General features: G+C 65.0%; 11 protein-coding genes. 8 read left to right on the forward strand and 3 right to left on the reverse strand.

The annotated features are described in order from the left end of the window. Window positions 1–105: 105 nt before the first annotated feature. From FQ775_RS20080 to FQ775_RS20090, 3 genes are all read right to left on the reverse strand, one after another. Window positions 106–624: a transglutaminase-like cysteine peptidase gene (locus FQ775_RS20080; protein ID WP_146298153.1), complete on the reverse strand. Its 519-nt coding sequence runs from the start codon at window positions 622–624 to the stop codon at window positions 106–108. A 248-nt stretch (window positions 625–872) separates the two neighbouring features. Further along, window positions 873–1,310 (reverse strand): alternative ribosome rescue aminoacyl-tRNA hydrolase ArfB, encoded by a 438-nt coding sequence (arfB, locus tag FQ775_RS20085; protein ID WP_146298154.1) that lies wholly within the window; start codon window positions 1,308–1,310, stop codon window positions 873–875. Between the two features lie 104 nt (window positions 1,311–1,414). Beyond that, the gene (locus FQ775_RS20090) at window positions 1,415–3,025 is read right to left on the reverse strand and encodes a phosphoenolpyruvate carboxykinase (RefSeq protein WP_146298155.1); all 1,611 of its coding nucleotides are present in this window, start codon (window positions 3,023–3,025) and stop codon (window positions 1,415–1,417) included. A 351-nt stretch (window positions 3,026–3,376) separates the two neighbouring features. Here FQ775_RS20090 and FQ775_RS20095 point away from each other — a divergent pair, with 351 nt between their 5' ends. The 8 genes from FQ775_RS20095 to tsaE all read left to right on the forward strand — a co-directional run bounded on the left by FQ775_RS20095 (window position 3,377) and on the right by tsaE (window position 13,125). Continuing rightward, window positions 3,377–4,078 carry a response regulator transcription factor gene (locus tag FQ775_RS20095; protein ID WP_146301818.1) on the forward strand — a complete coding sequence of 234 codons (702 nt, stop codon included), beginning with the start codon at window positions 3,377–3,379 and terminating at the stop codon, window positions 4,076–4,078. 29 nt (window positions 4,079–4,107) lie between these two features. Continuing rightward, on the forward strand, window positions 4,108–5,886 hold the full coding sequence (locus FQ775_RS20100) for a sensor histidine kinase (protein WP_146298156.1): 1,779 nt from the start codon (window positions 4,108–4,110) through the stop codon (window positions 5,884–5,886). A gap of 23 nt (window positions 5,887–5,909) precedes the next feature. Then, window positions 5,910–6,377 carry an HPr kinase/phosphorylase gene (locus tag FQ775_RS20105; protein WP_146298157.1) on the forward strand — a complete coding sequence of 156 codons (468 nt, stop codon included), beginning with the start codon at window positions 5,910–5,912 and terminating at the stop codon, window positions 6,375–6,377. A gap of 136 nt (window positions 6,378–6,513) precedes the next feature. Continuing rightward, complete coding sequence (locus tag FQ775_RS20110; RefSeq protein WP_146298158.1) at window positions 6,514–6,915, forward strand: PTS sugar transporter subunit IIA; 402 nt, start codon at window positions 6,514–6,516, stop codon at window positions 6,913–6,915. Beyond that, the gene (locus FQ775_RS20115) at window positions 6,912–7,205 is read left to right on the forward strand and encodes an HPr family phosphocarrier protein (protein ID WP_146298159.1); all 294 of its coding nucleotides are present in this window, start codon (window positions 6,912–6,914) and stop codon (window positions 7,203–7,205) included. Before FQ775_RS20110 ends, FQ775_RS20115 begins: the two co-directional genes overlap by 4 nt. A gap of 264 nt (window positions 7,206–7,469) precedes the next feature. Next, window positions 7,470–8,870 (forward strand): adenosylhomocysteinase, encoded by a 1,401-nt coding sequence (gene ahcY, locus FQ775_RS20120; protein WP_146298160.1) that lies wholly within the window; start codon window positions 7,470–7,472, stop codon window positions 8,868–8,870. A 199-nt stretch (window positions 8,871–9,069) separates the two neighbouring features. After that, window positions 9,070–11,610 carry a sensor histidine kinase gene (locus FQ775_RS20125; RefSeq protein WP_146298161.1) on the forward strand — a complete coding sequence of 847 codons (2,541 nt, stop codon included), beginning with the start codon at window positions 9,070–9,072 and terminating at the stop codon, window positions 11,608–11,610. Between the two features lie 6 nt (window positions 11,611–11,616). Continuing rightward, entirely contained in the window at window positions 11,617–13,125 is a 1,509-nt protein-coding gene (gene tsaE, locus FQ775_RS20130; protein WP_146298162.1) for a tRNA (adenosine(37)-N6)-threonylcarbamoyltransferase complex ATPase subunit type 1 TsaE, read from the forward strand. Window positions 13,126–13,136 lie beyond the last annotated feature (11 nt).

Below are 13,136 nucleotides of genomic sequence, written 5' to 3' on the forward strand. Positions count from 1 at the left end.
AGGCTGCAGTCGTCCCGACAGCACCAAGAGCTAAAGTTCTGCCTCTGTGACAGTCAAAAAGAGGCGCCGCTGCCGGCGCCCGCTTCTTCCGGATTCATGACCGCTTCAGCGCTTGACGGAGCCGACCAGCATGCCGGGTTCCGAACGCAGATTGACCCAGCGACCGGTATGGTTGCTCGCCTGCCGCTTCAGGAAACGGTAGCCGGTCTGGCGCCACGGCCGGATGTCGTCGCGCAGATTGTCGAGGATGTAGTCGCCCTTGTCGGTGCGCACCGTCAGGACCGCATGCCCTTCACCGTCGGCCTTGCGCACCACGGTGATCAGCAGGTTGGAGTACGAGACGCCGCGCTTGCGCAGCAGGCGACGTTTTTCCAGGACATAGTCCTCGCAGTCGCCAACCCCGTTCGGGTAGCTCCAGACCTCGTCCTTGCCGAACACGTCGATATCGTTCATCGGCTTGACCGCGCGGTTCACGCTGGAATTGACGCTGGCCATCGCTTTCCAAAGGCCTTTGGACATGCGCACAGGTCCGCGGTCGGCTTCGGTTATCGAGCATTCGCGCGGGTTGGCCTTGCAGAATTCGTAGTGGCCGATCGGCTGCGACGTCAGGCTGCCGGTCACCATCGAATCGATTTGACCCGAAATTGCCGGCGTCAGCGGCAACGTTGCGAGCGCCGCCACACACGCAAGTGCCCGGAATCCCGACGCAATCCTACCCTGCATCTGCTCTAGCCCCCTGCGCCTCGCAGTTCTTGTTAACAAAAAATTAAGTGTGATCGGGCGCTCGTGTCAATTCACGACCTGAACTGTCCCGAGATCATGGTTACTGGCAGCGGCTCTGTGAGTCCGCTGTGCAACAGTAGGCCTTCAACCTAATCTCGCTCGACGCGGCCACGCATCTTCTTAATCGCCGACCGGCCGGCCTTGGCCTTGAGACGGCGCTCGACGGCACCTTTTGAAGGCCGTGTCTTCTTGCGTGGCGGAGGGGGCGGCTCCGCCGCCCTGGCGACGAGGGCGATCAGGCGGTCCCGCGCATCGTCGCGGTTGCGCTCCTGTGTGCGGAAGCGGTTCGCCTCGATGATGATGACGCCGTCCTTGGTGGCGCGCTGCCCGGCGATCTTCAGGAGCCGTGCCCGGACCGGCTGCGGCAGTCCCGAGGCACCGGCGGCGTTGAAACGCAGTTGCACCGCCGTCGCTACCTTGTTGACGTTCTGGCCGCCCGGGCCGGACGCTCGGATGAAGTTTTCCTCAAGATCGCTTTCGTCGATCGTCACGCCGTCGGTGACGGCTATCTCGCCCTCGCGGCTCATGGGCTGTCTCCTCGGCTTCGAGACATGCCCCGTGGCGAGCCAAAAAGAAAGGCCCGGTCCGCGGCCCGGGCCTTTGTGGCGTTTCTTGGCTGGCGGTCCCGGCCTTACTCGGCCGCCTGCTGCACCTGGGGAGCCGCTCCGCGGACACCGGCATCGACATGGCTTTCGAACTTGGCGAAATTGTCGATGAACATGCCCACAAGCCTTGCGGCCTGCCGGTCATAGGCAACCGGGTCGGCCCATGTCGCTCGCGGGTCGAGGATGGTCGCATCGACGCCCGCCGCGGCGAGCGGCACCTCGAATCCGAAATTCGGATCGGTGCGGAAGGATGCCTCGGCCAGCGAACCGTCGAGTGCGGCCGTGAGCAGGGCGCGCGTCGCCTTGATCGGCATGCGCGATCCGGTGCCGTAGGCGCCTCCGGTCCAGCCGGTGTTGACCAGCCAGCAATTCACGCCGTGGCGTGCGATCAGCTCGCGCAACAGGTTTCCGTATTCGGAAGGATGACGCGGCATGAAGGGCGCGCCGAAACAGGTCGAGAAGGTCGCCTCCGGCTCCGTCACGCCTTTTTCGGTGCCGGCGACCTTTGCGGTGTAGCCGGACAGGAAATGATACATGGCCTGCGCTGGCGTCAGCCGCGCGATCGGCGGCAGCACGCCGAAGGCGTCGGCGGTCAGCATGATGATGTTGGTCGGGTGGCCGGCGCGTCCGGTCTCGCTGGCATTCGGGATGAAGGACAGCGGGTAGGCGCAGCGCGTGTTTTCGGTCAGCGAAGCGTCATCGAAGTCCGGAACGCGGTCTTCGTCCAGGATCACATTTTCGAGCACTGTGCCGAAGCGGCGCGTGGTGGCGAAGATCTCGGGCTCCGCCGCCGCCGACAGGCGTATGGTCTTGGCGTAGCAGCCGCCCTCGAAGTTGAAGATGCCGTCCTCGCCCCAGCCGTGCTCGTCGTCGCCGATCAGGGTGCGGCGCGGGTCGGCCGAAAGTGTCGTCTTGCCCGTGCCCGACAGGCCGAAAAACACTGCGGCGTCCCCGTCCGGCCCGACATTGGCCGAGCAGTGCATCGGCATCACGCCGCGTTCCGGCAACAGGTAGTTCAAGACCGTGAAGACGGACTTTTTCATCTCGCCGGCATAGGACGTGCCGCCGATCAGCACGATCATGCGGTCGAGATCGACCGCGATCACCGTCTCGCTGCGCGTTCCGTGGCGCGCCGGGTCGGCGCGGAAGGAGGGCAGATCGATGATGGTCAGCTGGGGCGTGAAACCGTCGAGCGTCGAACGCTCCGGGCGGATAAGCAGATTGCGAATGAAAAGCGAATGCCAGGCATATTCGGTGACGACGCGTGTCCGAAGCCGGTTGTCGGGGTCCGCGCCTCCGTCCAGATCCTGCACGAACAGCTCGCGCCCTCCGACGTGCTTGCGGAAATCGGCCAGCAGCGTTTCGAAATGTTCCGGCGAGATCGGCTTGTTGTTGTCCCACCAGATCGCCGGCTCGGTCGTCGCGTCGCGGACGACGAACTTGTCCTTCGCCGAGCGGCCGGTGTGCTGGCCGGTAAGCGCCACCAGCGCGCCATGCGCGGTCAGCCTTGCCTCGCCGCGCTTGAGCGCTTCCTCATAAAGGTCGGCTTCCCCGAGATTGTAGTGCGCGGCCGCCGCGCCACCCAGGCCCATGACGTCGATCCCGCAGTCGGGATTGCGTTTTCCGGTCTCTCGCATTCGTTTCGCTCCCTGGCGTCTGCTGGCGAATGTTCTGGCCGTCTGCGCCAGGATGTGGGCCCGGCAGCTCGGATCAAAGGTGACAAACAGAAAAACGCTTTTGCATCAAATCATTAATCGATTTAAAAATTTTGAAATTCTCCTAAATCGTTTAAAAGGTGTGGGGATTTCGCCTGATGGTAAATGTTCGCCTGTGTTTCGCGACCGCCGAGCGCAGGTCGAGGCGCGGCGCCTCGCAAGCCCTTGTGTGACAAGGGCTGTGATCTGTGCCACATTTTGTACCCAATTTGTCCGCCTATAGCCCTTTCTCGAAGCAGGAAGGGACGCCCGCTCATGAGGGATACGCTTGACATGGCAACGATCGCGCTTGTCGACGACGACCGCAACATCCTGACGTCGGTCTCGATCGCCCTTGAATCGGAGGGTTATCGCGTCGAAACCTATACTGACGGTGCGTCCGCACTCGACGGGTTCTCCGCCCGCCCGCCCAACCTCGCCATCCTCGACATCAAGATGCCGCGCATGGACGGCATGGAACTGCTGCGTCGCCTGCGCCAGAAGACCGACCTGCCGGTGATCTTCCTGACCTCCAAGGATGACGAGATCGACGAATTGTTCGGCCTCAAGATGGGCGCTGACGACTTCATCAGAAAGCCGTTTTCACAGCGCCTTCTCGTCGAACGGGTCAAGGCCGTGCTGCGCCGCGCGAATGCGCGCGAGGTGGCGGCCAAGTCGCCCGGCCAGCAGACCAAATCGCTTGAGCGCGGACAGTTGGTGATGGATCAGGAGCGTCATACCTGTACCTGGAAGGGCGAGCCCGTCACGCTGACGGTGACGGAATTCCTGATCCTGCATTCGCTTGCCCAGCGCCCCGGCGTCGTAAAGAGCCGTGACGCGCTGATGGATTCGGCCTATGACGAACAGGTATATGTTGACGACCGTACGATCGACAGCCACATCAAGCGCCTCAGGAAGAAGTTCAAGGCGGTCGATCAGGAGTTCGACATGATCGAAACGCTCTACGGGGTGGGTTACCGCTTCCGCGAGGCCTGACGGGCGTCGGGGGCGCAACCCGGCAGCAGATGGTGGCCGAAACCGAACATACCAGGGCGGGTGAGGTGAATGGTGCGCGGCGCGGTACCTCTGTCGTCGGCTGGCTCACCGTTCCGTTGCGCCGGTTTCTCGGCCACCACGTCTTTTCCAGCCTCACCCGGCGCATTCTCTTCCTTAACCTGGCCGCGCTCGGCGTGCTGGTGCTCGGCATTCTCTACCTCAACCAGTTCCGCGACGGGCTGATCGAGGCGCGGGTTGAAAGTCTGATGACGCAGGGCGAGATCATCGCCGCGGCGGTCGCCGCCTCGGCGACGGTCGAGACCGACACCATCACCATTGATCCGGAAAAGCTGCTCGAGTTGCAGGCCGGCGAGAGCATCGCGCCCGGCACCGATCAGCTTGACAGCCTCGAATTCCCGATCAATCCCGAGCGTGTCGCGCCGGTGATGCGGCGCCTGATCTCGCCGACACGCACCCGTGCCCGCATCTACGATCGCGACGCCAACCTGCTGCTCGATTCACGCCACCTCTATTCGCGCGGCCAGATCCTGCGTTACGACCTGCCGCCGCTAGAGGAGGCCCAGCCCGACGTTTTCGATCGCGCGCTGAAGTTCGTCTCCGAGCTTTTCCGCCGTTCCGACCTGCCGCTTTACCGCGAGCAGCCGGGCGGCAACGGCGCCGCCTATCCCGAGGTGATGAACGCGCTCATCGGCACGCCCGGCTTTATCGTGCGTATCAGCGAACACGGTGAGATGATCGTGTCGGTCGCCGTGCCCGTGCAGCGCTTCCGCGCCGTGCTTGGCGTCCTGCTCCTGTCGACCCAGGGTGGCGACATCGACAAGATCGTCGCCGACGAGCGCAAGGCCATCTTCCGCGTTTTCGGCGTTGCCGCGCTGGTAACCGCGATCCTGTCGATGATCCTCGCCTCCACCATCGCCAACCCGCTGCGCCGATTGTCGGCCGCCGCGGTTCGCGTCCGGCGCGGGGTGCGGGCGCGCGAGGAGATTCCCGACTTCTCCGAACGCCAGGACGAGATCGGCAATCTCTCCATCGCCCTGCGCGATATGACCAACGCGCTTTATGCCCGCATCGACGCCATCGAGAGTTTCGCTGCCGATGTCAGCCACGAACTGAAGAACCCGCTGACTTCGCTGCGCAGCGCGGTCGAGACCTTGCCCCTCGCTCGCAACGAGGACGCGCGCAACCGGCTGTTGGCCATCATCCAGCACGATGTTCGCCGGCTCGACCGGCTGATTACCGACATTTCCGACGCCTCCCGCCTCGATGCCGAGTTGGCGCGCGAGGACGCCGCGCGCCTCGATCTCAGGAAATTTCTCCAGGACCTGGTCGGCGCCGCCAACGACAACACCCGCAACCGCAAGCGCGTCTCGGTCGAATTGCGGATGTCGAAGGCCGATCAGGGCGCACGTCGCTTTCTGGTCAACGGCCACGACCTTCGCCTCGGCCAGGTCTTCACCAATTTGATCGAGAATGCGCGGTCCTTCGTGCCGGACGAGGGCGGGCGCATCGTCGTCTCGTTGGCCCGCTCGGCTCGCCACGTCATCGTCACCATCGACGACAATGGACCCGGCATCCGCGCCGAAAACATCGACCGCATCTTCGAACGTTTCTACACCGACCGGCCGCCGGCCGAGGCATTCGGCCAGAATTCCGGCCTTGGCCTGTCGATCAGCCGCCAGATCGTCGAGGCTCATGGCGGCACGCTGACGGCCGAGAACATTCCCGGCTCCAAGGCCGGCGACGTGCGCGGGGCGCGCTTCATCGTCAAGCTGCCCGCCGAGGGCTGAACCGGGTCCGGCGTGACATTGCCATGACCAACGTCCATGCAAGCGGACTCGTCATCGGCGATCGCGGCATCATGGTGACCGGGCCGTCGGGCGCCGGCAAATCGACCCTTGTGCTCGCGCTTTTGCGCCATTGCGCGGCGACGGCGACGCCGGGCTGGCTGCTCGGGGACGACCGTCTTGTCCTCTCCGCCGCCAATGGCCGTCTGTTGGCGCGAGCGCCCGCACGCATTGCCGGGCTGGCAGAAATTCACGGCTTAGGGGCGCGCCCGGTTGCCTTCGAGGCGAGTGCGGTCATCGACCTTTGCGTGCAGCTCCTGCCCGCCTCCGAGGTGCCAAGGCTCGACCCCGCAGAGGCCGCGGAATTTGTCGGCATCGCCGTTCCTTCGCTCGCCGTGCCGCAACGCGTGGTCGCGGCTTCCTTGCCCGCCGTCATGGCTCGCATTGCCGATAGCGGCGCCTCACGCGGCGCTTGCGTCGGTGTAGCCGGATGACGTATCCGGCCAAGATTGGGGCTTGTCAAAGCCGGATGCGTCGACAAGATAGCGCACCCGCCGCCGCGTTGGCGGTTCGGCGACCCATAAGAAGAACCGCGCCCGGCCGGAGGGCGCCGACGGGAGCAGATCGTTCATGATCGGAGTCGTGCTCGTCACGCACGGTCGACTTGCCGAGGAATTCCGGCACGCTGTCGAGCATGTGGTCGGTTCGCAGGAGAAATTCGAAACCGTCGCCATCGGGGCCGAAGACGATATGGAGCGCCGTCGCCAGGACATCGTCGACGCGGTTGCGCGTGTCGATGAGGGTTCCGGCGTCATCATCCTGACCGACATGTTTGGTGGCACGCCTTCCAATCTCGCGATATCGGTCATGGAGCCGGGCCGCGTCGAGGTGATCGCGGGTATGAACCTGCCGATGCTGATCAAGCTCACCAGTGTGCGGGTCGGCAATGACATGCCGGCCGCGCTTGAAGGCGCGCAGTCGGCGGGGCGCAAATACATCAATGTCGCCAGCCAGGTCCTGAACGGCAAATGACCTCCGTGCTTCCGCAGGCCGCGGTCGTCCGCGATGTGACGATCGTCAACAAACGCGGTCTGCATGCCCGCGCCTCGGCTCGTTTCGTGCAGGTGGCCGGCGGCTTCGATGCCGAGATTACCGTGGAAAAGGACGGCGTCGCCGTCGGCGGCACTTCGATCATGGGCTTGATGATGCTGGCCGCCAGCCCCGGGTGCCTGATCCGCATTTCCGCCGCCGGGCCCGAGGCGGAGCGCGCGGTCGCCGCGCTCGAGGAGCTCGTCGCCAACCGTTTCGGCGAGGAATGCTGAGCGCGCGACGGGCAGGCCGGTCCGGCAAGGGCCATATGCACAGATAATGATTTCCTTATGTCCTATTGTCGGTCGGCGGGCGATCTGCTAGATGATCCGCGGCCGGGGCAGGGCCGGGCCTTGGACGAGGTCGCCCGCCGCATGCGCCGCCTACCGGCGCTCCGCCCGAAAAGTCACATCAGCGCCGGCCCATGAAGCGAATTCAGACAGGGCCGGACGATGCGGCGCTTGCGCCGCGAAGCAGGAAATTCTGGAGAGACAAAGATGGCTGAAAAACTGGACTACAAGGTCGCCGACATTTCGCTGGCCGAGTGGGGCCGCAAGGAAATCGACATCGCCGAGACCGAGATGCCGGGTCTGATGTCCTGCCGCGAGGAGTTCGGCGAAACGCAGCCGCTCAAGGGCGCGCGCATCACTGGCTCGCTTCACATGACGATCCAGACCGCGGTGCTGATCGAGACGCTCAAGGCGCTTGGCGCCGACGTGCGCTGGGCTTCGTGCAACATCTTCTCGACCCAGGACCACGCCGCAGCGGCCATCGCCGCGACCGGCACGCCGGTCTTCGCCATCAAGGGTGAATCGCTCGAGGACTACTGGCGCTACACCGACGCCATCTTCCAGTGGTCGGACGGCGAACCGTCCAACATGATCCTCGACGATGGCGGCGACGCCACCATGTACATCCTGCTTGGCGCCCGCGCCGAGGCCGGCGAGGACGTACTCTCCAAGCCCGGCAACGAGGAAGAGGAAATCCTCTTTGCCCAGATCAAGAAGCGCATGGCCGAGACGCCTGGCTTCTTCGGCCGTCAGCGCGACGCCATCAAGGGTGTCACCGAGGAGACCACCACCGGCGTCAACCGCCTCTACCAGTTGCAGAAGAAGGGCCTGTTGCCCTTCCCGGCGATCAACGTCAACGACTCGGTCACCAAGTCGAAATTCGACAACAAATATGGCTGCAAGGAATCGCTGGTCGACGGCATCCGTCGCGCCACCGATGTCATGATGGCCGGCAAAGTCGCCGTAGTCTGCGGTTACGGCGACGTCGGCAAGGGCTCGGCCGCCTCGCTGCGCGGCGCCGGCGCCCGCGTCAAGGTCACCGAGGTCGACCCGATCTGCGCGTTGCAGGCTTCGATGGATGGCTACGAGGTCGTCACTCTTGACGATGCCGCGCCGAACGCCGACATCGTCATCACGACGACCGGCAACAAGGACGTCATCACGATCGACCACATGCGCAAGATGAAGGACATGGCGATCGTCGGTAACATCGGCCATTTCGACAACGAGATCCAGGTCGCCGCGCTGCGCAATCTCAAATGGACCAACATCAAGCCGCAGGTCGACATGATCGAGTTCCCCGGCGGCAACCGCATTCTGCTTCTGTCGGAAGGCCGCCTCCTCAATCTCGGCAACGCCACCGGCCACCCGAGCTTCGTCATGTCGGCCTCCTTCACCAATCAGGTGCTGGCCCAGATCGAGCTGTGGTCGAAGGGACGGAACTACCAGAACGAGGTCTATGTCCTGCCCAAGCACCTCGACGAGAAGGTGGCGCGGCTGCATCTCGACAAGCTCGGTGCAAAGCTTACCGAGCTGTCCGACGACCAGGCTTCCTATATCGGCGTGACGCCGCAGGGTCCGTACAAGCCTGACCACTACAGGTATTGATCGAACGATCACAAGCCACAAGATGTTGAAAACGGGCGGTTGACAAACCGCCCGTTTTCATTTTGTCGCCCTGTGCTTCTTCACGCCGATTCGCTGGGCCGGTACAGTGAGGTGATTCGCCATGACGGCGCGCCCGGGGCGGGGCTCGCCGAAGGATGGCCAGGCGGCTCGGGCTTCTTGCGGCGGAGAGGAAGAGGGAATGCGAGGACCAGCCCCGCGGGCTTTGGGGATCGGCGGGCAAACAGCAAGGGACAACGCGTCTGGCGCGCGGCCGCGGGCGCCGGTGCGTGGGCTGCTCATGGGGTCCACGGCGTTGGCGACGGGGCTCGCCTCGACGGTTTTCGCCCTGGCCCAGGACCGTCCGCTGTCGGTGCTCGGCTCGTCCGACCTTGGCGCCTACGAGGTTATCCAGTTCGCCACCTTCGCCGGCATCATGGGTGCCGCGATGCTGTCGGCCATCTGGCTGATCCGCGAGCGTGCCCGCATCGCTTCCGAGAACCTCAATCTGCGCGAGCGCATCGCCGAACTGAACGCCATCCTGCAGCGTTCCGAGGCCATGCTGACCACGAAGGACCAGCGCACCGTCGTCTGGACCAGCGATCGCCGGCGCCCCGACCTGATCGGGATGCTTTCGGGCGTCGCCGGCGTGCCGGAGGAACGCAGCACCTTCCTCGCATTCGGCCGCTGGCTCACGCCCCGTTCGGCGGCGACGCTCGACAATGCGGTAGCGGCGCTGCGCGAGGCGGGGACGCAATTCGACATTGTGGCCGAGACCCAGGCCGGCGCATTGCTCGAAGTCCAGGGCCGCAAGGCCGGCGCCCATGCGGTGGTACGGTTCCTCTCGGTGACCGAGCGCCAGCGCGAGCTTGCCAGGCTGAAGGCCGAGCATGCGTCGCTTGCGGCCGACCACGAAGCCCTCCAGGCGCTTCTCGGCGACCTCGATATGCCGCTCTGGCTGCGCGGCGCGACCGGCCGCCTCCACTATGTGAACCAGGCCTACGCGGTTGCTGTCGAGGCCGAGACACCCGAGGCGGCGATCGCCGCCGGCAAGGAACTGCTGGCGACGCGGGCGCGCGAGGACATGGCGCGTCACCACCTCACCGAGCCCTTTTTCCAGCAGACCCTGCCGATCGTCGTCGGCGGCGACAGGCGGCTGTTTGCGGTCACCAGCGTCTCGAGCAACGGCGTTGCCGCCGGCATCGCGGTCGACAAGTCCGACATCGAGGCCTTGAGGGCCGAGCACGACCGCACACTGCGCAGCCATGCCGAGACGCTCGACCAGCTCTCCACCGCGGTCGCCATCTTCGACGCCGACGAAAAGCTGCGCTTCTTCAATCAGGCCTTCCAGAAGCTCTGGGAGTTCGAGCCCGGCTTCCTCGAGAGCCAGCCCGACAACACCATGGTGCTCGACCGGCTGCGCAGCGACGGCAAGCTTGCCGAGCAGCCCGAGTGGCGTCGCTGGAAGGAAAACCTGCTCTCAGCCTACCGCTCCGTCGAGCCGCAGGAACACTGGTGGCACATCCCCGACGGCCGCACTTTGCGTGTCGTCGCCAGCCCGCATCCGAGCGGCGGCGTGACATGGGTGTTCGAGAACCTCACCGAGCGCTTCGACCTCGAGAGCCGCTACAACGCCGCCGTGCGCGTTCAGGGCGAGACCCTCGACAACCTGGCCGAGGGCGTCGCCGTGTTCGGTCCGGACGGCAAGCTCAGGCTCTTCAACCCGGCTTTCGTCACTCTTTGGCGGCTGGAGGAGGAGGGCATCGCACCGGACACCCACATCGCCCTCATTCGCAAGGCCTGCGAGCGCCATTGCGCGGAAAGCCCCTGGCCCGACTTCGTCGCCGCCGTCACCGGCTTCGACGACGAGCGGCGCGAGACCCATGGCCAGGTCGAACTCCACGACGGCACCATTCTGAGCCACGCGCTGATTCCGCTGCCCAACGGTCAGATCATGATGACCTTCGTCGACGTGACCGACAGCGTCAATTTCGAGCGCGCGCTGCAGGACAAGAACGAGGCGCTGCAGCGGGCCGACCAGCTCAAGAACGACTTCGTCCAGCACGTTTCTTACGAGTTGCGCTCGCCGCTCACCAACATCATCGGCTTCACCGAGCTTTTGACCATGCCGGACACCGGCCCGATGAACGAGCGCCAGCGCGAATATGTCGACCATATCGCCTCCTCCTCGTCTGTGCTCCTGACGATCGTCAACGACATCCTCGACCTGGCGACAGTCGACGCCGGCATCATGGAACTCGACATCGGCGAGGTGCAGGTGACACGGATCGTCGGCGAGGCGGCCGAGCTGATCGGCGAGAAGCTGCGCGAGCATCAGATCGCCATCGCGATGGATACCGCGGCCGCGCCACCCACCCTGTTCGCTGACGAGAACCGGTTGCGTCAGGTCCTGTTCAATCTGCTCTCCAACGCCGCCAACTACGCCCCCGAACGCAGCACGATCACGCTGTCCTGCCGCCAGAACGGCGACCAGATCGAGTTCTGCGTCCATGATGACGGGCCGGGCATGCCGCCGGAAATCCTCGACGCCGCCTTCGAGCGTTTCGAGCCTCACGCCAATGGCGGTCGCCGCCGCGGCGCCGGCCTCGGCCTGTCGATCGTCAAGAGCTTCGTCGAACTGCATGGCGGCAGCGTCGAGATCGACACCGGCAAGGCGCGCGGCACGTCGGTCATCTGCCGCTTCCCGACCGTGCCGCGAGGGGCGCAGGCGGCGGCGGAGTAGCCACCGATGACATCCGGCCCGATCGAGATCGCGCTAGCGGACGAGGCAGCGACGATCCTGCTCGGCGAGGACGTCGCCCTCGCGCTGCGGGCGGGTGACGTCGTCTGTCTTCAGGGCGACCTCGGCGCCGGCAAGACCACGCTCGCGCGCGCCATCATCCGCGCTGTCGCCGGTGACGACGATCTCGAAGTGCCAAGCCCGACCTTCACGCTCGTGCAAAGCTACGAACTGCGCATTCCCATCCATCATCTCGACCTTTATCGGCTTGCCGACCCGGCCGAGCTCGATGAACTCGGTTTTGACGAGATGGCCGAACGCGGTGCGGTCCTGGTCGAATGGCCGGAAAATGCCGGTGACCACCTCGGCGAAGCAGCGCTGACCGTGCGTCTCGACCATCGGGGCGCCGGCCGCCTGGCCGAGGTTTCGGGCGGTGACGAGGCATTTGCGCGGTTTGGCGGTTCATGCCGGATACGTGCTTTCCTGGAAGCGAACGGCAAACGCAATGCGCACCGCCGTCATCTTCAGGGCGATGCCTCCTACCGGGCTTATGAGACGGTGGTGGTCGGTGGCGATGAGCTGATTTTGATGAACGCGCCGCGCCAGCCGGCGGGTCCTGCTTTGCGCGGCAGCCGCTCCTACGCCGAGATCGTTCATCGAGCGCTTTCCGTACACCCCTTCGTGGCCATGGCGGATGCGCTGCGGGAAAGAGGTTTTGCCGCGCCCCGCATCGAGGCCGCCGAACTCGACCTCGGTCTGCTGCTGCTGGAACATCTCGGCACCGGCTCGTTCCTTTCGCCTGGTGGCCATCCGGTGGAGGAGCGTTACCTCGAGGCGGCCCGGCTGCTCGCCGCTCTGCACGGCCGGCCTTGGCCGCGCCGCCTGCCCGTGCACGGCGGAGCGCCCCATATCATGCCCGACTATGATCGCGACGCGATGCTGACCGAGGCCGAACTCTTCCTAGACTGGTACGTGCCGTTTGCGACCGGACACCAACCGACCGACGCAATGCGCTCGCGCTTCCATGCCGCCTGGAACGCCGTGCTGGATCAGGTCGAGGATGGCGAGAAAGGCCTGGTCCTGCGCGACTACCACTCGCCCAACATCGTCTGGCGCGAGGAGCGCGAAGGTTTCGACCGCCTCGGCCTCATCGATTTTCAGGATGCGCTGATCGGCTCGACCGCCTATGACCTCGCCTCGCTTGCCCAGGACGCGCGCGTCGCCATACCCGTCGGCCTGCAGGACCGCATCGTCGCCGCCTACGCGGAAGCCAGGCAATCCGGAGCAGCGTTCGACCTGGCGCGGCTGGAGCGCGATTTCGCGGTCATGGCGGCGCAGCGCAATTCCAAGATACTGGGAATCTTCGTGCGGCTCGACCGCAGCGAGGGCAAGCCCGTCTATATTGTTCACCTGCCGCGTATCCGCGAGTATCTGCTGCGCGTGCTCGCCCACCCGGTTCTCGCGCCCGTCGCAAGGCTTTATGAGGAGTTCGGCTTCACGCCGCAGGAGGCAGCTTGAACGTGCCCGTC

The organism is Nitratireductor mangrovi (genome assembly GCF_007922615.2).
GTDB classification, from domain to species: Bacteria; Pseudomonadota; Alphaproteobacteria; order Rhizobiales; family Rhizobiaceae; genus Mangrovimarina; species Mangrovimarina mangrovi.

Bases quoted from the DNA above. Each gene is read 5' to 3' on its own strand.
- FQ775_RS20080 (WP_146298153.1), bottom strand. From the start codon at position 624: ATGGTGACCGGCAGCCTGACGTCGCAGCCGATCGGCCACTACGAATTC.
- arfB (WP_146298154.1), bottom strand. From the start codon at position 1,310: ATGAGCCGCGAGGGCGAGATAGCCGTCACCGACGGCGTGACGATCGAC.
- FQ775_RS20090 (WP_146298155.1), bottom strand. From the start codon at position 3,025: ATGCGAGAGACCGGAAAACGCAATCCCGACTGCGGGATCGACGTCATG.
- FQ775_RS20095 (WP_146301818.1), top strand. From the start codon at position 3,377: ATGGCAACGATCGCGCTTGTCGACGACGACCGCAACATCCTGACGTCG.
- FQ775_RS20100 (WP_146298156.1), top strand. From the start codon at position 4,108: ATGGTGGCCGAAACCGAACATACCAGGGCGGGTGAGGTGAATGGTGCG.
- FQ775_RS20105 (WP_146298157.1), top strand. From the start codon at position 5,910: ATGACCAACGTCCATGCAAGCGGACTCGTCATCGGCGATCGCGGCATC.
- FQ775_RS20110 (WP_146298158.1), top strand. From the start codon at position 6,514: ATGATCGGAGTCGTGCTCGTCACGCACGGTCGACTTGCCGAGGAATTC.
- FQ775_RS20115 (WP_146298159.1), top strand. From the start codon at position 6,912: ATGACCTCCGTGCTTCCGCAGGCCGCGGTCGTCCGCGATGTGACGATC.
- ahcY (WP_146298160.1), top strand. From the start codon at position 7,470: ATGGCTGAAAAACTGGACTACAAGGTCGCCGACATTTCGCTGGCCGAG.
- FQ775_RS20125 (WP_146298161.1), top strand. From the start codon at position 9,070: ATGCGAGGACCAGCCCCGCGGGCTTTGGGGATCGGCGGGCAAACAGCA.
- tsaE (WP_146298162.1), top strand. From the start codon at position 11,617: ATGACATCCGGCCCGATCGAGATCGCGCTAGCGGACGAGGCAGCGACG.